Genomic DNA, 18,468 nt, shown 5'->3' on the forward strand with positions numbered 1-18,468 from the left:
GTTAATCTGGAATTAAATCCAGCGCTTCTTTAAGTGTATTGATGGAAGCGCCGGGTTTATGGGCATTTTCGCTCAGGTAGCGACGGAACTGGCGTCCGCCGCGCTGTGCATGAAATAGTCCGAGCAAATGCCGTACCACGTGGTTTAAGTATCGGCCATCGTTGAGCTGTGCATCTATATATGGCAGCATCGCTTCGATAACGGCTTTACGCTGTTGTGGTGTTGAATCTGCGTCATACAATCGGTTGTCGACTTCAGCCATCATGTATGGGTTCTGGTAAGCTTCGCGCCCAACCATGACGCCATCGACCTGCTGTAAATGCTGTTCGCACTCTTCGAGGGTCTTAATGCCGCCATTAATAATGATTTCAAGCTCGGGAAATTCCCTCTTGAGTTGATATACCCATTCATATTTTAACGGTGGAATATCTCGGTTTTCTTTCGGGCTTAATCCTTGAAGAATCGCTTTGCGGGCATGAACAATGAAGGTTCTGCAGCCTGATTGCTTAACAATGTCTACGAAGTTGTGAAGTTCTTCATAGCTGTCCATGTCGTCAATGCCTAAGCGGTGTTTGACCGTCACGGGAATATCTACAACCGATTGCATCTTGTGGAGGCATTCAGCAACCAGCTGAGGGTGTGCCATCAGACAAGCGCCGATCATGTTGTTTTGCACGCGATCGCTTGGGCAGCCGACATTCAGGTTTACCTCGTTGTAACCCCAGTCTTCCGCCATTTTTGTACACTGAGTGAGATCCTCAGGGTTGCTACCGCCGAGTTGTAGAGCTACCGGTTGTTCCTTTGGATCAAACTGTAAAAAGCGAGCTTCATCCGCATGAATCAGGGCTCCAGTGGTGACCATCTCAGTGTACAAAACGGCGTGATGGCTGATCAGGCGGTGGAAGTATCGGCAATGCCGGTCCGTCCAATCCATCATCGGGGCAACGCAGAAGCGGCGATCCAGTGTATCCCGCGGGGTGTGTGGCTTAGAGTTTGATTCTATAGGGTTATTCAATGTCGGTTCTACTGCTGTTGTGAGTCTGAGTGTTGGGGATACCCGAAGGGTATTGTTCAGACGTAGTCTTAACTCTTAGTAGGATAAAGATATCCTGCTACATTATGGAGTCGATTATACACGTAGGGCCAAATTGATTCGACTTTGCATCCGGCCCGCTATCGGAGGCACTGTGTTTAGGCGTGTCTCCAAACGCCACATTTAGAACTCCCGACACAATCACCTCCGTTGGCTTTGAGGAGATCCTGTTTGGATTAGGCTGTAGCGGCGATACGTATGGCGCGTCCTTTTTTAAAGGGTTCGAGTATCTCTACTTCAAAACCGCAATGTTGCAGCATAAAGCTAAGATCTTCTGGGGTGTAGCGGTTATGCTCGAGGAAGTGCTGGAAGCTTTCTTCAAGCTGATCTCGCTCAAGTTGGGTGGCGTCTGGGTGTTTGTGGGTGAGGTAGCTTTCGAGTGGTTGGCGTACCATGTCAATCAGGATCAGGCGGCCGCCGGGTTTGAGCCAGTGTTTCACTTGCTTAAACAGCAAAATAGGTTGGTGAAGCTCGTGAATCAGCATATTGGCTATGCAGGTATCAATGCTGTCATGTTGAAATAGGTTGGAGGGCGCGTTGAGATCGTCGACAACGATATGGCCATTCGAGGGTAGCTCCACTGTCCGCTCCAGCATGTAGGGTGCACACTCGATACCGGTAGTTGTAAGATCGGGGAAGCGGTGTGCCATCGTTTGGACGAAGAGGCCAATACCTGCACCCAGATCCACTACGTGCCCGTCGGCTGGCAGGATTTTTTCAGTCCACTGATACCAGAATCGCCAAAAGCTCTCATCGTGGTTTCGGGTGTGGCTGTCTTGGGTGCGCTGTGCCGCCAGTTGTCCATCACCACCATGGTGAGTGAGTAAATAAGATTGGGTGTGCTCTAGCTGCATGCTCATGTCGGTATATCAGTAAATGCTTATTTAATGTGATTGTATGTGGCTTTAATGCTGCATGCTATAACTGATTTCTCCTTGAGATGCTCTGGGTGGTGTTTTAATACTTCAGAGGTTTTACGTGTGTATCTATTAAATTAGAAAGGTGTCGTGATGGAAAAGAATACCGGTTTGATGCGTTTGTATTATGCATCCTGTTATTCGATGAAGGGGATCAAAGCCGCGTTCGCGAATGAGCCTGCTTTTCGATATGAAGTTTATGCATTCGCAGTCTTATTTCCGCTTGCATGTGTTGTTGCACAAAGCGCTTATCAGTTCGCAGCGTTGGTTGGGGTTTGCTTGATTGTACTGGCGATGGAATTGTTGAATACGGCGATTGAAGCGATTGTCGATCGTGCAGGAACTGAGTTTCATGCGCTGGCTGGCGTTGCCAAAGATACCGGATCTGCGGCTGTACTAGTGGTTTTGTTGTTGGCGGGTTTGGTCTGGGGCGCTGTTCTCTGGGAAAACTACGTCTAATTATCAGTGTGTCATGCGGATTTCTGTTGCGGTATTCGCCGCAACAGTTTTTCCCCTGACAGACTGCAGGTATAATCTCCGCTTTCTATTTTTTGCATTCGATCAACAAGGACTCCAATGACTGTTCGTACTCGTGTTGCGCCATCTCCAACGGGTGATCCCCACGTTGGTACTGCCTATATCGCTCTGTTTAACCTGGCGTTTGCTCGTCAGCATCAGGGGCAATTTATCCTGCGAATCGAGGATACCGACCAAACCCGCAGTACTGCTGAGTCTGAACAGACTATTTTGGATTCCATGCGTTGGTTGGGTCTGGAGTGGGATGAAGGCCCTGATGTCGGTGGTGAGTTTGGCCCATACCGTCAGAGTGAGCGTAAAGATATCTACGGTGATTACGCGCAGCAGCTGCTGGATTCCGGCAAGGCTTTTTGTTGTTACCGTACCGCTGATGAGTTGAATGAACTACGTGAAGCGCGTCGTGCATCAGGTAAGCATACTGCGCTGAAAGAAAGTGATCTGGCCCTGCCTGAAGATGAAGTCGCTCGTCGTCAGTCTGAAGGTGCGCCGTACGTTGTGCGTATGCGTGTTCCTGAGGAAGAGGGTGCGTGTGTTGTCGATGATATGTTGCGTGGTCCGATCGAGCTGGATTGGGGTATGGTTGATTGCCAGATTCTGCTGAAGTCGGACGGTATGCCAACCTATCACCTGGCAAACGTTGTCGATGATCACCTGATGGAGATCACCCACGTTATCCGTGGGGAAGAGTGGATCTCTTCTGCGCCTAAGCACAAGCTTCTGTACGAATACTTCGGCTGGGATATGCCTAAGTTGTGCCACATGCCTCTGCTGCGTAACCCGGATAAGTCTAAGCTGTCCAAGCGTAAGAACCCGACCAGCATCCTGTACTACAAGCGTATGGGCTTTATGCCGGAAGCGTTGTTGAACTATCTGGGTCGTATGGGCTGGTCTATGCCGGATGAGCGTGAGAAGTTTACGCGTCAGGAGATGATTGATCACTTTGATATTCAGCGTGTGTCGTTGGGTGGTCCGGTCTTTGATCAGGAGAAGCTGAGCTGGCTTAACGGTACTTGGTTGCGTGAAGACCTGAGCCCGGAAGAGTTTGCACAGCGTTATGTTGACTGGGGGTTAAACCCAGAATATCTGATGCAGATTCTGCCATTGATTCAGCAGCGTGTAGAAACCTTCTCTGATGTTGCGCCGTTGGCGGGTTTCTTCTTGTCGGGTATGCCAAACCTGACGTTGGAGCACTTTGAACATAAAACGCTTCAGCAGGAAGATGTCAGCCGTATTCTTCAATTCACGGTTTGGTATCTGGACTCCGAGCGTCATTGGTCTAAGGATCGTCTGTTCCAGAATCTGAAGCAGGTATCTGAAGCGCTGGGGTTCAAGTTGCGTGACTTCCTGTTCCCGCTGTTTATTGCGATTGCTGGTACCAATCAAACTGTATCGGTGATGGATTCGATGGAGATTCTGGGCCCGGATATCAGCCGTGCTCGTATGCGTAGTGCGCTGAACCTGGTGGGTGGCCCATCTAAGAAGCAGGCGAAGAAGTGGGACAAAGAGTTCCGCGCGCTGACTGAGGCGCTGGGTGTATAAATAGCCCTTACTGCTTGATAAAAAGGCTCATCGTACGATGGGCCTTTTTTGTGTGAGAAATAACTATTTGAAAGTAAAAGAGAATCGTCGGTCTGTTTTTGTAATCAAGCGCTTGACAGTGCTGTCAGGCGTGATTAATATACACCTCGTTTTAGGACGGGGCCTTAGCTCAGCTGGGAGAGCGGTTCGCTGGCAGCGAACAGGTCAGCGGTTCGATCCCGCTAGGCTCCACCAATCCTAAAACATCCTTTCTTGTTTTCTGTACGTCACTCCTTTTTATTCAGCTCTATTCAGCTCTATTCATGTGATCTGATCAATAGTCCCTTTATTTTTCTGTCATTTGTTAGTCGTGCTATTGTTATCCACAGCCGATTTAACTTCATTTTCAGGTCTTGGCATTGAATAACGATCGACACGCTACAGAAACCAATCAAAACGTCTCTCTTAGGCCTCGTGTGCGCTTACAGCTCGGTGATGAGGTCGCGTTGGGTCCGGGTAAAGCTGAACTGTTACTTCTCATTGAGGAAACAGGTTCCATTTCCGCTGCCGCGCGTCGTATGGGTATGAGCTACCGTCGTGCCTGGTTGTTGGTTGAAACGATGAATCGTTGTTTTGCTTCTCCGCTGGTGGAAACAGCGCAGGGTGGGAAAGGCGGCGGTGGGGCGGGTGTTTCTGAGCTGGGGCGGCGTGTACTGGTGCTTTATCAGCAAATGGAAGCAAATCTGGCGCTCTGTGATGAGATGACTGAGCTGTCAGATATGGTCATCCAGAGCGTGTCGTAATCTAATAGGTTCCAGTCGATCATGTCTGTTTGTTTCTTAGTGGGTCTAGCGTTATGTTCGAATGGATATAGCGAAATTTTGACGGTATAGTGATTGGCATGTTGTCGGTTCAGGCAAAGGGGTGAGTATGAAGCGGTGGATCTATCAGGCGGTGATCGCAGTGGCGCTATCGGTGTCTGTCGTAAGCGCGCATGCTGAGCAGGTATTGGTTGCCGTTGCTGCAAATTTCACGAGTGTGATGCGTCAGTTGGTGCCTCCGTTTGAGCAGCAGAGCGGGCATCGGGTCAAGGTGAGTTATGGCTCTACGGGTAAGCTTTATGCGCAGATTCAGAATGGCGCACCGTTTGAGCTTTTTCTGGCAGCCGATACCTTGAGGCCACAAAAAGCATTGCGTGAAGGGTTAGCCGTGTCTGATTCCGGGTTTACTTATGCGTTTGGTCGTTTGGCTCTATGGAGTGCAAAGGCTGGCTTATTTGATCAGAGTAGTGGTGCGGAGTACCTGAAACAGAATGAATATCCTCGTCTGGCGATCGCGAACCCCAAAACGGCTCCTTATGGTAAAGCGGCTTTAGAGTTTCTGCAGCAGGTAGACGTTTGGCAAGACGTGAAGACTCGGGTTGTTAGAGGTGATTCCATCGCCCAGACGTTTCAGTTTGTGGCTACAGGTAATGCGCAGCTAGGGTTTGTCGCGTTGTCTCAGATAAGGGGCTGGCAGGGGGGGCAAGGTAGTTTATGGATTCCTGCAGCTAAAGAGGTTCCATCAATAGAGCAGCAAGCGGTATTACTGCATGCGGGTGCAGATAACCCGGCAGCAATTGCTTTTCACGCGTACCTTAAATCAGATCAGGCGAAGGGTATTATCAAAGCTGCAGGTTATGGGGTGGTTGATAAGTGAGTGGGTCGTGCGTTTTATTAGGAGTTTTGGGTGGAGTTTGACTGGCAACCCGTCTGGCTTACGTTGAAGCTGGCGGGTTTTACAACGCTGACGCTGATGTTCATCGGCACACCTATCGCATGGTGGTTGGCACGCACATCGCATTGGCTCAAGCAGCCTGTGGCTGCCGTGGTTGCGCTGCCTTTAGTGCTTCCGCCTACAGTTCTGGGTTTTTATTTGCTGCTGCTGCTTGGGCCGCAAGGTGTTGTTGGGCAGATAACCCAATCATTAGGGTTGGGTACTCTGCCGTTTACCTTTGCTGGTCTGGTTGTCGCATCGGTTTTCTACTCTCTGCCATTCGTTGTTCAGCCGCTACAGAATGCCTTTGAAGCGATGGGTGAGAGGATGTTGGAAGTTGCAGCAACGCTGAGAGCATCACCTTGGGATCGATTTATGACGGTTGCCGTACCGCTGGCGCGCCCTGGATTTATGACCGCTGCTGTTCTGGCTTTTGCCCATACGATTGGGGAGTTTGGTGTGGTGTTGATGATCGGTGGCAATATACCGGGGGAGACGAAGGTGTTGTCTGTGGCGATCTATGATCATGTGGAAACGCTGGAATACGATCAGGCACATCTTCTAGCGGGCGGGATGCTGCTCTTTTCTTTCGTTATTTTGCTCACGTTGTATCTGATTAACGGTCGCCTCAACAAAGGAGTGCGTTAGTTGTGAATTCCTCAGAGGGTGTTGGCCAGAAAGAAAGCGCTATCTTTGCGTGTTTCAAGACTGAGCTGGAGGCCTTTTCTCTGGATGTGAATCTTTGGTTGCCAGCCAAAGGGGTTACTGCGCTGTTTGGTCATTCCGGGTCCGGAAAGACGACCCTGTTACGTTGCATTGCGGGACTGCATCAAGCGAAGGGTGATCTGAAAATCAACGGTGAGTGCTGGCAGTCGGCTGGTTTCTTTCTGCCTGTTCACAAGCGCCCTCTTGCTTATGTCTTTCAGGAAGCAAGTCTTTTTCCTCACCTGTCGGTGAGGCGGAACCTTGAATATGGCTATCGAAGAGTGCCTGAAGGGGAGCGTCAGGTAACGTTTGAACAGGCAGTTGCTTGGCTTGGCTTGGGAGAGATGCTGACTCGTATGCCGGATAAGTTGTCTGGTGGTGAGCGTCAGCGTGTTGCCATCGCGCGAGCTTTGCTAACCAGCCCGCGCTTGCTGTTGATGGATGAGCCGCTGTCAGCGCTGGATCACAATAGTAAGCAGGAGATTATGCCGTACCTTGAGCGGCTGCATGAGGTGCTGTCGATTCCTGTGTTATACGTGACGCATTCACCGGAAGAGGTGGCTAGGCTGGCGGATCATCTGGTGGTGTTGGACGCTGGCAGGGTCGTGGCTTCTGGTGAGTTGAGTGAGACGCTGGCAAGTTTGGATCTCCCGGTTAAATTGGGTGAGAATGCAGGCGTTGTTTTAAAAGCCACAGTGTCTGAGTTGGATGATGAGTGGCATCTGTGTTGTGCAAGCTTTCCAGGTGGAGAGCTGTGGTTGCCAAATGAAGGTTTTCAACTTGATCAGCCAATACGCTTGCGGGTGTTGGCGCGTGATGTCAGTGTGGCGCTGAGTAAGCATGAAGATCAGAGTATGTTGAATGTGCTTCCTGCGGTGGTGGAGTCTGTCAGTGAAAATGATCGCCCGGGTGCTGTGATGGTAAAGCTGGATTTGAATGCCGCTGAGGGAGAGGCTCTGGGTTGTACATCCATGTTGGCTCGGCTTACAGCGCGTTCGGTGGATAAGTTGCAACTGGTGCCCGGTAAAAGCGCTTGGGTTCAGGTGAAATCTGTTGCTGTGCTGGAATAGATGTTAAGGGATGTCAAAAAACTGAAAGAAAGAGTGTTGACATCAAATCTGCCTGCGGTATTATACGCGCGTCTTCAGGCAATACGCTGATTTTTACAGCGGGTTGATTTGTAACTAGCTGATTTAAATTCAGTTTTTTAAAAATCATCCGAAGCATCTGACTCGAAAGAGTTTTATGCGTCCCATTCGTCTAGTGGCCTAGGACACCGCCCTTTCACGGCGGTAACAGGGGTTCGAACCCCCTATGGGACGCCATTTCTTCTGCTTATTCTGAGCAAAATCAAACATTAATTCATATTGTTAGTTTCCTGTGCGCAGAATTTATCTCGATGTGCTTATCTTTCGTTGTGCTTGCTATTTTTCACAATGCGAGAGGGTGTGAGGTAGGTGTGGATAACTCAGGGAAGCAGCGTTGTTGCTCCTAAGTCCTGTTGTGTTGGCAGGGGAGGCTAAGGTTAAGGCTTGTGTGTCTTTTGGTTAGATGTCTTTAGCTCCAGAGAGAAAATTTTGTCTTTTTTCTCCTGGCGGTAAAGTTTAACCATTTGATAGTCCAGCGCTGGCGCAAACCAGATGAGCGTCTGGCGGTCTTTGGCTTCAGTGTAGATGCGTTCAACGCGTACGGCGTTGAAGTTGCCTGCGGGAGTGTTAATGGTCTCTTTGCCTTTTACGGCGAAGTTATAATTTTTCAGTCGCCCGCCATCTGCTACGTTGTAACTGAATTTCTTTTTGCCTGCGGCTACGTCCGACTGGAGTTGTAGTTGATAGCTCAGCTTATCCATAACGCCCGGCTGAATATCCATCTTCCAGGGTTTGTTGTTCACATCATTCGTTACCGTTTGGGTTTGCCAGTCAAAGCTGAGATTGGCTTTGCGGGTTTTACCCAGTACTTTGCGGTTGTACAGATATTGATGTGGTGTGATCTGGTTCTGGTTGAGGGAGAACAGGCTGGATTCTTCAATGCTGGCAAAGAGTGCTGAAGCGCGGGATTTTAGCAGCCACTTATTGTCGGCATTCTGGCTAAGGACACGTTCGCTTACGCCCTTCATGGAAATAGAGCCTTCCGATACCACTTGGTAAGTCGCATGGAAGGCTTTGAGTGCACCAGTGTCCGCAGCTAGAGCATGCGGAGTTGAGATGATCATTGCTGTCAGAGATGTGGTCAGCAGAGTGTTGATCGTCTTCTTCATGGTGCTTTCCTTGTGTTGGTGCTTGCTGTTATTCCGGCTTGAATTGAATGCCTTCGGCGGGCGCTACCTGGCCATCGAAGACAACGCCTTCGCTGCTCCAGCTGGCGCGTTCAGCGCAAAACCACTCCACAGCGAGCGGGTAGATCTGATGCTCGCGCACATGTACTTTCTGCTGCAAGCTTTCACTACTATCATCCGGGTCTATGCTGACTCGCCCCTGAACAAGCGACGGGCCGCCATCCAGCTCTTCGGTGACAAAGTGTACGGTACAGCCATGCTCGGTATCGCCTGCGTCTAAAGCGCGCTGATGAGTGTGCAGGCCTTTGTACTTAGGCAGTAGGGATGGGTGAATGTTGAGCATCCGACCCTCGTAGTGGCGCACGAATTCTGGTGTCAGAATGCGCATAAATCCTGCCAACACGATCAGATCGGGTGTGTGGCCATCGATCAGCTGCATCATAGCTGCATCAAAGCTTTCACGGGAATCAAAGGCTTTGTGGTTCAGTACTTCGGTGGCGATATTGGCATTTGCAGCACGCTCAAGGCCGAAAACATCAGCTTTGTTGCTCAGTACTGCTACCACGTCACCATTGATGCGGCCGCTCTGGGTCGCATCAATGATTGCCTGAAGATTTGAACCGCTGCCAGAGATCAGGACAACGATCCGTTTAGACATCAATTACGCCTCGGAACCGCGCAGTTCAACCTGTTCTTCGCCGTCTGCTGCGTTTTCGATAGTACCGATAACCCAAGCTTCTTCGCCGGCATCTTTCAGCAGGTTCAGTGCGTTGTCAGCTGCATCAGCAGGTACACAGATAACCATGCCTACACCGCAGTTAAAGGTGCGGTACATTTCGGTTTTCTCTACATTGCCTTGAGCCTGCAGCCACTGGAATACGCCTGGCAGCTGCCAGGAATCCAGATCGATAACTGCTTTAGCGCTTTCAGGCAGAACGCGGGGGATGTTTTCCAGCAGGCCACCACCGGTAATGTGGGACAGTGCATTAACCTGGCTTTCTTTGATCAGTTTCAGCAGAGACTTCACGTAGATGCGGGTTGGCTCCATCAAAGCGTCAGCCAGAGGCTTGCCGTCGATGGTTTCGTTCAGGTCTGCGCCGCGTACTTCGATGATCTTGCGGATCAGAGAGTAACCGTTGGAGTGAGGACCGGAAGAAGCGAGGCCAATCAGCGTGTCGCCGACCTTAACGTTGGAGCCGTCGATGATGTCATCTTCTTCAACAACGCCAGTACAGAAACCTGCCAGATCGTAATCTTCGCCTTCATACATGCCCGGCATTTCAGCGGTTTCACCACCAACCAGTGCAGCGCCTGCCAGTTCGCAGCCTTTACCGATGCCGGTAACAACGTCTGCCGCCGTATCGATGTTCAGTGCGCCAGTTGCGTAGTAATCAAGGAAGAACAGGGGCTCAGCACCTGCAACAATCAGATCATTTACACACATCGCTACCAGATCGATACCGATAGTGTCATGTTTCTGCAGATCCATTGCCAGACGAAGCTTAGTTCCTACGCCGTCTGTACCGGAAACCAGTACCGGCTTTTTATAACCCTGTGGGATGCGGCACAGTGCGCCAAAGCCACCTAGGCCGCCCATAACTTCAGGGCGTGCAGTGCTTTTCGCAACACCTTTAATACGATCAATCAGGGCGTTACCAGCGTCGATATCAACGCCAGCATCTTTATAGCTCAGAGAAGTGTTGTCAGAACCGGTAGACATGGAGTAGTAAACCTTTCACCTGCGTGAGGACAATTGGAGATAAATTTTCGCGTGTATTCTATCAGCTTGATGGTAGCCGGGCCATGATGTGATAAAGTTTAGGCCCGAAATTAGTCGATTCGCGTGATTTGAGCCGATTCATGGATAGTATTCGTGTCTTTTTCCTTTTTCTTCTGGTCATTATTAGCCCAATTTCAGTGGCAGTGGCCTCGGAAGAGCTTTATAGCAGCGAGCAGTTGGTCTCCCGACAGTTTGGTGAGCCATCGCTAAAACAGGTACGTCAGGGATTGCAGGATGTACTGGTTAAAGTCGCCGGTAATCGTGATGTGCTGTCTAAACCGGTCATTCTGGAGCGAACGCGTAATGCAAAACGTATGTTGCAGCAGTTCGGTTACCGTGCAGCGCAACAAGCGATTGAACCTGACGGGCAAGCTAAAATTGCCTATATACTCAGACTGGATTTTGATTCGCGTGCTGTCGATCAAATGTTGGAGGCTGCAGGTGAGCGCCCTTTAGGTGCATTGCGGCCCTCTCTTGTTGTTTGGCTAGCTGCGCAGCAGCGTGGGCAGAGGGATTACGTCTCCCCCGATGGTTATATTTATGACAAAGTGAAGGCTGCAGCAGCAAAACGTGGATTGCCTTTGAGGCTTCCTTTGTTGGATCTTTCAGATCAGCGTGCGTTGCCGGTGAGTGACCTATGGGGGCTGTTTGATTCTTCCATTCAGGATGCGTCGGCACGCTACCGTGCTGATGCCGTGCTGGCGGGGCGCATGATTCAAACCTCTTCGGGTAACTGGCGTTATGAGTGGTTGCTGTTACAAGGAGGTAAGCCGCAACGGTTCTCTGGTAATGGATCGCTGAACAGTGAAATTCCAGAGGTCATGGATCAGACCGCAGATAAACTGTTTGCGGCACTGAAAGGCAGTGGCTTCAGTTATCGGCTGGAAGGGCTGGCCGTGCGGATCAGTAGCGTTAACACGCTGTCCGACTATATTGATATCGTTGATTATATGAAGTCGATTACTGCGGTGACGGCGGTACACACCGTAATGATGCAGGAAAACACACTAGAGCTGATGATTGAGCTGGATGGAAATCTTGAGCAATTTGAACATGCACTTGGTTTGCAGCCGCAGTTGGTGCCGACCGAGAGTGTCGGTCAGGATCTGACAGGCCTGACGCTGAATTATCGCTGGTTGAGATAGAAGCATGCTGACCGGATCACAACGTTGGTTCTTTCTGGTGGTGTCGCTCGTCCTTTGTGGCAGCGTTTACCTATTGGCTCCGATACTGACGCCTTTTCTGGCCGGGGCGCTACTCGCATACTTGTGCGATCCGATGGCGGATCGTCTGGAGAATTGGGGCTGTTCGCGTACCACATCCGTTGTGATTGTATTTGCTTTTCTGACCGTGTTAATGACCGCTGTTTTCCTGTTGTTTCTACCTAACTTAGGCCGGCAGATTCAGGTGCTGGTGCAGCAAATTCCCGAAGTCTTCCAGCTTGTTGAGAACCGTTTTTTGCCTTGGCTACAGGTGAATCTGGGAATTGATCCCGCTGCTATAGACATGAATATGCTCAAACAGCTGATTCTGAAGGATTGGCAAAAGACCGGGGATATCATGGCTCAGATCGCCGCAGGGATTACCCGTTCGGGGTTGGCGCTGGCGGGTTGGGTAGCTAATTTAGTGCTGATTCCGGTGGTTACGTTTTATCTACTTCGAGACTGGGATGTCATGATGGATAAAATTCAGCGCCTCTTACCGCGTAATGTTGAACCCAGAGTATCGTTGTGGGCGAACGAATGCGATGAAGTGCTGGGGGCCTTTATGAAGGGCCAGTTGCTGGTGATGTTTGCTCTTGGCGTGGTGTATGCGATAGGCCTTTGGATTGTAGGACTTGATCTCGCGCTGCTTATTGGTATGCTGGCGGGCCTCGCGAGTATCGTTCCCTATATGGGGTTTATAATCGGTATCGCTGCTGCGGTGATTGCAGCCCTGATTCAGTTTAGCGATCCAACAGTATTGCTATGGGTTGGACTGGTGTTTGCCATTGGGCAGGCGCTTGAAGGGATGTTGCTAACACCGTTGCTGGTTGGTGATAAAATTGGTTTACATCCGGTTGCTGTTATCTTTGCCATTATGGCAGGGGGGCAGTTGTTTGGGTTTGTGGGTGTGTTGCTGGCTTTGCCGGTAGCCGCAGTGATTATGGTGTTGCTACGCCATCTGCATGAAGGTTATAAAGGAAGCAGTCTTTATACCCATGAGAAGCCCGAGGATAGTTCGATCTCATAAATGAACAGTCATATTCCGTTTCAGATCCCTTTAAGTGTCAGCCTGCGTGACGATGCGCGGTTTGAAAACTACGACCCACAGGGCAATGAGCTGGCTTGCGCCACGCTTAAAGCTGCCGCTCGTGGTGAAGGGGAGCCGTTTCTCTACATCTGGGGAGATGAAGGTGTTGGTTGCACCCATCTTCTGCAAGCATCCTACTATAAAGCCCAGGATTTAAAGCGCAGTGCTGCCTATTTGCCGCTCGATGAACTGGAGCTAATGGGCCCTGAGGTTTTGGCGGGAATGGAGCGCCTTGATCTGGTCTGTCTGGACAACGTTCAGGCGGTTATCGGTGACGCAAAGTGGGAAGAGGGGCTGTTTCATTTCTTTAATCGAATGCGTCAGGAAAACCACCACTTAGTAATGGCTGCGGTTGGAGCACCAAAACAGCTGGGGGTAAAACTGCCTGATCTCGAATCCCGGCTCAATTGGGGAATCACCTGTCAGATTCACTCCCTTGCGGATGAATATCGCCGCGATGTGTTTGTGAAACGTGCTGCTGCCCGGGGTATTGAACTGACAGAGGATGTGGTGAAGTTCTTGTTTTCCCATTCCAGTCATGAGATGCGTGATCTGTTCGACCTTTTGGACAAGCTTGATCAGGCTTCGCTGAGCGCAAAGCGTAAAGTTACTATTCCTTTTGTGAAAGAAGTGACGGGAATGTAACGCCCGTCCTTTAGCCTCCGGTTTGGCGCTGAACTGCTTTTAAGGCTTCACAGACCCGTCCTACATTTTTCTCGTTTATCCCCGCTACATTGATGCGTCCACCCGTGCCGATGTACAACGAATGTTGCTCGCGTAGCTCTGACAATTGAGTCTCTGACAGGCCCAAATAACTGAACATCCCTCTCTGATGGTTTAAAAAACGATAGTGCCATGCAGTGGTGCCGTTAAGGGAATCTGTGAGTAGTTTGCGGCAATCACTGATCCGCAACCGGGCTTTGTTCAGTTCTTTACGCCATTGCTGATTCAGCTCTTCGCTTTCCAAAATGGTGGTGACGATCGACGCACCATGTCCCGGTGGCATGTAGTAGTTCCCGCAGATCAGGTTCAGCGCTTCCTGTCTGACATCCTGGGTGACCGCCTTGTCTTTGCAATGAATGATCAGCGCGCCGGTACGTTCGAAGTAAATACCAAACGTCTTGGATGCGGAGTAGGTAAGTAACCACTCTTGATGATGGCGTTGAATCACGCGCAGGCCCAACAAGTCACTTTCTAAACCGGTACATAACCCGTGATAAGCCAGATCAAGCAGGGGTGTCAGGTTCAGATCAAGCATCAGGGAAGATAGCTCCTCCCATTGCTGCAAATTCAAATCACAGCCGCATGGGTTATGACCCGCAACCTGGATGACCACAACATCTCCGGGTGCTGCATCGCGCAGATCCTCTTTCATCCCTTCGAAATCGAGACTGCGTTTGATGGGATCAAAATAACGGTAGTAGCCCAGCTGGAGTCCTGCTGAACTAAAAATAGGTCGGTGTGTTACCCATGGCGGATTGGAAAGCCAAAGTGTCGCATGCGGATTGGCGTGTGCGATTAGATCGCCTGCAACACGGAGTGCGCCAGTGCCGCCAGGTGTTTGAAGGGTACAGAGCGTTTCAGACAGTGCGGGTTCCCGTGTCAGCTGATCGTCAAGCAGTAGTTTGGTCACTAACGTATTAAATGTGGGATCACCGGCGGGTCCAAGATACGCTTTGCTCTGTTCGTGTTTGAGTAAATGTGCTTCTGCTTGCTTAACCGCCTTGAGAATCGGTGTGCGACCTTTATGGTCGCGGTACACGCCTATCCCCAGATCGATTTTCTCAGGGTTTGGGTCGGCATGATATTGCGCCAGTAGCATCAGAATCGGATCGGTTGGGCCTACGTCTATCGATTGCAGCATAACAAGACCTCCCTTGTGGTCTGTCTACTCTCTGTCAGCTTAGACCATCAGACGTACTTGAGAGGTCTAGATATTTAGGTAGGACGCGTAACCCAGCTGATCTGATACTGGATTCCAAAGGAGTCGAACAGGCGCAGCCAGCGTTTTTGAGAGTTTTGCAGTTGGTCGCCAGGGCCTTTTACTTCGACTAACAAGTAATCATCACTAGCGGAATGCCATAGGAACAGGTCGGGAAATCCGGAACGATAAGCCTGAGGATCAAAGCAAATTTTCTCCATAATCATCAGCAGCTTATGCTGTGGGATACGCTGGCAGAGGAGGCTGATGTGAGCTGGATCGCAGCGCTTCCAGTTGATAAAGGGGTTGGCGATCCCTAGATGTTCTGAGTATTGACCGGCGATTTCCTCCAGAAGGTTAACCTTGTGCAGTTGCTGGAGCCGATTCTGGAAGAGCCGGTGTCGACGCTGGCTGAATGCAGGACTGTTAAAATCCAATGGGGCCTGTTGATAGGGGTGGCTGAAGGCACCTTCCAGCGGGGCAAAAATCTGCTGCCAGAACAGCAGTCCAAACAGCGTATTAAACAGTTCGTTTTCACACCAGATACCGTCGTAGCCTAATGCTCGGTAGTGAGTGATAACTTGCAGCTCTACCCGTTGTCCATCGTCATCCAGAACCAGTTGTTCACTGTTAAATTGCTCAGTAGGACGACGCACCACGGGTCCACCCAGTTTACGTAGAATCCTTGGTGTAAAGCTCTTGCAGAACATCTCTTCATCGGCACTCAGAGGCTGTTCCGCCAACTGATGACAGTGGTCTAAGGCCTGCTCAAACAACTGTTGATTGAAGAGTGTGCGGACATGGCGTTCTCGATTGGGTGGCAGGGATGCTGAAGCATACAGTTCGGCTGCTGCGGAGAGGTTTTTATTGCGCTCCAGCTGTTGGCCAACGGCTTTAATCAGTCGATTGCGTTTCAGCTCCAGTCGTTGGTTATACATAGGGCAGAGCAGAATCTTTAGTTGCTCATCATTGGGCAGTACTGCATCTTCCAACTGCTGATTGATTTGATCGAATAACAGATATCGGTCGACATCTTCTGTGCGGTTAAACGCGCGGGTGTTCTGATCGAGCGGATAGTTTTCAAATTGCATAATCCCTAGATCGCTGACCACAAACTGAGACAGGTCCTGATAGAGATTGCCAAAGTAGATCAGGCGAAAGCGTTCTAAACTGTCGCGATAGTGCGGGAAAAGGACCGGAACAGGTATAAAGCGTTGCCAAACTGAGTGTTCGACAGCGGTATCGCCCAGTTCTGAAATCAATGTATCTGTCAGTGCTGACTTAGTGGGCGAACCTTTTATCTGAAGGGCTGCTTTCAGTTCTTTGGCGGTTAACAGGTTGCTGATGTCGATCGCCGTCAGGTTGGGATTCATCTTCAGTAATTCATGTTCCGACAGCAGGTCTGTTGCATTGTCCAGCGAGCCGATTTCGGGGTAGGTCAGTTTGTCGAGACGAAAAAAATTTGCTCGGCGACAGATCAAACGTACATAGAGTTGTTGGGCATCTGTCTCCAGCTGGCGATAGTGCTCCAGAAACTTAAGATCCTGCGGGCGTAACAGGTCGAGATGCAACGTACTGATGGTTTCCATCAGCTGATTAAAATTATGCAGGTAGTAGAGTGGATCGACGTCGTTGCTGAGGTTCTGGGCCAATTTTTCGATTCTCGATCATTGGAATTCAGACTTATTGTACGTAATCCTCGAGCGGTCGGGGATATCGAAGACTAAACTTGCACTCTAAAGGAGGTAGGGCTGCACTCGATTGGAGAGTTGATTGCAATTATGGTCCTGCTCACGCAAGATCCTCCCTTTTTTGAGGCCAGATCTATGTATAGCATCGTTGCTGAAAACGAAGACTTTGTACTGATCGATAAAATGCCCGGTTTTTCGGTGCATAAAGATCAGGAAGACAGCGGATTAGCGATGCAGATCAAAGCGGATCAGGGCTACAGTGAACTGATGCCGGTGCACCGATTAGATAAGGTCACGTCGGGATTGATGCTGTTTGCCCGTCACCATGCGGCGGCTTCCGAGCTATCGCGCGCGTTCAGTGAACATCAGGTGGAGAAGTTCTATCTGGCACTATCGGACAAGAAGCCGAAGAAAAAGCAGGGCGCGATTGTTGGGGATATGACCCGTGCACGTCGCGGCGCGTGGCGTCTGGCTAAAACTCAGATTCGCCCGGCGGTGACGCAGTTTTTCAGCCAGTCGCTAAAGCCCGGAGTACGTCTGTTTCTATTGCGTCCGCTGACCGGGAAAACCCATCAGATCCGTGTGGCGTTGAAGAGTGTTGGTGCGCCAATTATCGGTGATCCGCTCTACCATGAAAAAAATGAAGCGCAGTCTGATCGCACGTACCTGCATGCGTATAGTTTGAGCTTTCCGTTCGCGGGTGAGCAGCATCGTTTTACCGTGATGCCTGAAGTCGGTGAATTATTTGATGCGGAGTGCTGTGCGCTAATCAACACCCATTTTGCTAAGCCCTGGACCTTGTCGTGGCCGCGTATTCAGCAGCATCTACCGAACGGCAGCGATACTGGTAGCAGTTCGTAGTTCGCAGTATGATGTGCGCTTTTTACAGCGTGCCGGAGTGAAGGCTATGAGCGAGCGCATCGAGCGTGATTTTTTTGCCCGTGATGAAGACGAGCAGAAAGCATTTCTGGAACAGACGTGGTGTGACAGCTGCATGGAAGTGAACCTTGGCATGCGTGAGCCAGTTGAGTATGAACTCAATGACACCGTCTTTATCGAAGGCAAGTGTAACCGCTGTGGCCAGCTTATCCTGACTGAGCTGACAGAAGACGATTTCTGATCGATCCCTTGTAGAAGAGCTGAACTAAACGTGTCCGATTTTGACAATCGATTTGGAGGCACCCGCCGCTTATATGGGCAGGATGCTACCGAGCTTTATCGTCGTTCCCATGTGTGTGTGATCGGTATTGGTGGCGTAGGGTCCTGGGTGGCCGAAGCGCTGGCGCGTACCGCAATTGGTAAGATCACCCTGATTGACCTGGACGATATCTGTATCACCAATACTAACCGGCAGATCCACGCACTGGATGGCAATATTGGCCGTTCGAAGGTCGAGGCGATGGCGGAGCGGATGAGGCTGATCAATCCGGAGTGTCAGGTGAATGAGGTCGAAGATTTCATCACCCGTGACAATATTCGTGAATTGATTACCGATGAGTTCGATTATGTGGTGGATGCGATCGACAGCGCGAAGGAGAAAGCCGCGTTGATTGCACTTTGTAGCCTTCGTAAGATCCCTGTTGTCACTATCGGGGGAGCTGGAGGGCAGACTGATCCGACAAAAGTGGGTGTCCTCGACCTGTCTAAAACCTCTCACGATCCATTGGCGGCGAACGTGCGTTCGTTTCTACGTCGCCACTATGGCTTTAGTAAAAGCGGTCGTCGCTTTGCTGTTGAGTGTGTGTATTCCTCCGAACAGTTGGTTTATCCACAAGCGGATGGTTCGGTTTGTCAGTATAAGACGACGAATGACGGGAACACCCGACTGGACTGTGCAGGTGGCTTTGGTGCGGCGACTTGCGTTACCGCAACATTCGGCTTTGTTGCCGTGTCTCGTGTACTGAAAAAGCTTGTTGAGCGGGCCGAACGGCAAGGCAAGCTCTAATGCCGCCAAGGGAACGGCAGTGCGTTGCCGTTCCCAAAC

General features: G+C 50.4%; 19 protein-coding genes and 2 tRNA genes. 14 read left to right on the forward strand and 7 right to left on the reverse strand.

What is annotated here, in order from left to right; genetic code table 11:
* Position 1 precedes the first annotated feature (1 nt).
* Together dusA and IOQ59_RS09625 are read right to left on the reverse strand one after the other, a co-directional pair.
* A complete protein-coding gene (dusA, locus tag IOQ59_RS09620; protein ID WP_228050811.1) occupies positions 2–1,015 on the reverse strand; it encodes a tRNA dihydrouridine(20/20a) synthase DusA in 1,014 nt (337 codons plus the stop codon).
* Positions 1,016–1,269: 254 nt separating this feature from the next.
* Positions 1,270–1,953, reverse strand: coding sequence for a class I SAM-dependent methyltransferase (locus IOQ59_RS09625; protein ID WP_193953073.1), 684 nt, complete (start codon positions 1,951–1,953; stop codon positions 1,270–1,272).
* Between the two features lie 150 nt (positions 1,954–2,103).
* Between IOQ59_RS09625 and IOQ59_RS09630 the strand changes: the two genes are divergently transcribed.
* From IOQ59_RS09630 to IOQ59_RS09665, 8 genes are all read left to right on the forward strand, one after another.
* A complete protein-coding gene (locus tag IOQ59_RS09630) occupies positions 2,104–2,469 on the forward strand; it encodes a diacylglycerol kinase (protein WP_193953074.1) in 366 nt (121 codons plus the stop codon).
* A 117-nt stretch (positions 2,470–2,586) separates the two neighbouring features.
* Positions 2,587–4,086, forward strand: coding sequence for a glutamate--tRNA ligase (gltX, locus tag IOQ59_RS09635; protein WP_193953075.1), 1,500 nt, complete (start codon positions 2,587–2,589; stop codon positions 4,084–4,086).
* Between the two features lie 158 nt (positions 4,087–4,244).
* Positions 4,245–4,320 (forward strand) — tRNA-Ala (locus tag IOQ59_RS09640).
* Between the two features lie 164 nt (positions 4,321–4,484).
* Positions 4,485–4,868: a winged helix-turn-helix domain-containing protein gene (locus IOQ59_RS09645; RefSeq protein WP_193953076.1), complete on the forward strand. Its 384-nt coding sequence runs from the start codon at positions 4,485–4,487 to the stop codon at positions 4,866–4,868.
* A 127-nt stretch (positions 4,869–4,995) separates the two neighbouring features.
* Positions 4,996–5,763 carry a molybdate ABC transporter substrate-binding protein gene (gene modA, locus IOQ59_RS09650; protein WP_193953077.1) on the forward strand — a complete coding sequence of 256 codons (768 nt, stop codon included), beginning with the start codon at positions 4,996–4,998 and terminating at the stop codon, positions 5,761–5,763.
* Positions 5,764–5,793: 30 nt separating this feature from the next.
* Positions 5,794–6,468: a molybdate ABC transporter permease subunit gene (modB, locus tag IOQ59_RS09655; protein ID WP_193953078.1), complete on the forward strand. Its 675-nt coding sequence runs from the start codon at positions 5,794–5,796 to the stop codon at positions 6,466–6,468.
* A 2-nt stretch (positions 6,469–6,470) separates the two neighbouring features.
* Positions 6,471–7,595: a molybdenum ABC transporter ATP-binding protein gene (gene modC / locus IOQ59_RS09660; RefSeq protein WP_371871851.1), complete on the forward strand. Its 1,125-nt coding sequence runs from the start codon at positions 6,471–6,473 to the stop codon at positions 7,593–7,595.
* A gap of 179 nt (positions 7,596–7,774) precedes the next feature.
* Positions 7,775–7,850: transfer RNA gene (locus IOQ59_RS09665), tRNA-Glu, on the forward strand.
* A 200-nt stretch (positions 7,851–8,050) separates the two neighbouring features.
* Here IOQ59_RS09665 and IOQ59_RS09670 read toward each other — a convergent pair.
* Genes IOQ59_RS09670 through purM form a run of 3 tightly spaced genes read right to left on the reverse strand, consistent with a single transcriptional unit; the run spans position 8,051 to position 10,520 of the window.
* The gene (locus IOQ59_RS09670; protein WP_193953079.1) at positions 8,051–8,782 is read right to left on the reverse strand and encodes a DUF3108 domain-containing protein; all 732 of its coding nucleotides are present in this window, start codon (positions 8,780–8,782) and stop codon (positions 8,051–8,053) included.
* 28 nt (positions 8,783–8,810) lie between these two features.
* Complete coding sequence (gene purN / locus IOQ59_RS09675) at positions 8,811–9,458, reverse strand: phosphoribosylglycinamide formyltransferase (RefSeq protein ID WP_193953080.1); 648 nt, start codon at positions 9,456–9,458, stop codon at positions 8,811–8,813.
* Between the two features lie 3 nt (positions 9,459–9,461).
* Positions 9,462–10,520 (reverse strand): phosphoribosylformylglycinamidine cyclo-ligase, encoded by a 1,059-nt coding sequence (gene purM / locus IOQ59_RS09680; protein ID WP_193953081.1) that lies wholly within the window; start codon positions 10,518–10,520, stop codon positions 9,462–9,464.
* A 140-nt stretch (positions 10,521–10,660) separates the two neighbouring features.
* On the opposite strand from purM, the gene IOQ59_RS09685 reads away from it, so the two are divergent.
* Genes IOQ59_RS09685 through hda form a run of 3 tightly spaced genes read left to right on the forward strand, consistent with a single transcriptional unit; the run spans position 10,661 to position 13,517 of the window.
* Positions 10,661–11,725 carry a DUF2066 domain-containing protein gene (locus IOQ59_RS09685; RefSeq protein ID WP_193953082.1) on the forward strand — a complete coding sequence of 355 codons (1,065 nt, stop codon included), beginning with the start codon at positions 10,661–10,663 and terminating at the stop codon, positions 11,723–11,725.
* A gap of 4 nt (positions 11,726–11,729) precedes the next feature.
* On the forward strand, positions 11,730–12,812 hold the full coding sequence (locus IOQ59_RS09690) for an AI-2E family transporter (protein ID WP_307727000.1): 1,083 nt from the start codon (positions 11,730–11,732) through the stop codon (positions 12,810–12,812).
* Positions 12,813–13,517 carry a DnaA regulatory inactivator Hda gene (gene hda / locus IOQ59_RS09695; RefSeq protein WP_193953083.1) on the forward strand — a complete coding sequence of 235 codons (705 nt, stop codon included), beginning with the start codon at positions 12,813–12,815 and terminating at the stop codon, positions 13,515–13,517.
* 10 nt (positions 13,518–13,527) lie between these two features.
* Here hda and IOQ59_RS09700 read toward each other — a convergent pair whose 3' ends face one another.
* Entirely contained in the window at positions 13,528–14,736 is a 1,209-nt protein-coding gene (locus IOQ59_RS09700) for an amino acid aminotransferase (RefSeq protein WP_193953084.1), read from the reverse strand.
* Positions 14,737–14,810: 74 nt separating this feature from the next.
* Positions 14,811–16,445 (reverse strand): VRR-NUC domain-containing protein, encoded by a 1,635-nt coding sequence (locus IOQ59_RS09705; RefSeq protein ID WP_193953085.1) that lies wholly within the window; start codon positions 16,443–16,445, stop codon positions 14,811–14,813.
* Between the two features lie 174 nt (positions 16,446–16,619).
* Between IOQ59_RS09705 and IOQ59_RS09710 the strand changes: the two genes are divergently transcribed.
* The 3 genes from IOQ59_RS09710 to tcdA are packed head-to-tail and all read left to right on the forward strand — an operon-like array spanning position 16,620 to position 18,429.
* Positions 16,620–17,345, forward strand: coding sequence for a TIGR01621 family pseudouridine synthase (locus IOQ59_RS09710; RefSeq protein WP_193953086.1), 726 nt, complete (start codon positions 16,620–16,622; stop codon positions 17,343–17,345).
* A gap of 46 nt (positions 17,346–17,391) precedes the next feature.
* Complete coding sequence (locus tag IOQ59_RS09715) at positions 17,392–17,604, forward strand: hypothetical protein (RefSeq protein WP_193953087.1); 213 nt, start codon at positions 17,392–17,394, stop codon at positions 17,602–17,604.
* 30 nt (positions 17,605–17,634) lie between these two features.
* Positions 17,635–18,429 carry a tRNA cyclic N6-threonylcarbamoyladenosine(37) synthase TcdA gene (gene tcdA, locus IOQ59_RS09720; RefSeq protein ID WP_193953088.1) on the forward strand — a complete coding sequence of 265 codons (795 nt, stop codon included), beginning with the start codon at positions 17,635–17,637 and terminating at the stop codon, positions 18,427–18,429.
* The last annotated feature ends 39 nt before the right edge of the window (positions 18,430–18,468 follow it).

The sequence above is a fragment of the Pontibacterium sinense genome (assembly GCF_015209595.1).
GTDB classification, from domain to species: Bacteria; Pseudomonadota; Gammaproteobacteria; order Pseudomonadales; family Balneatricaceae; genus Pontibacterium; species Pontibacterium sinense.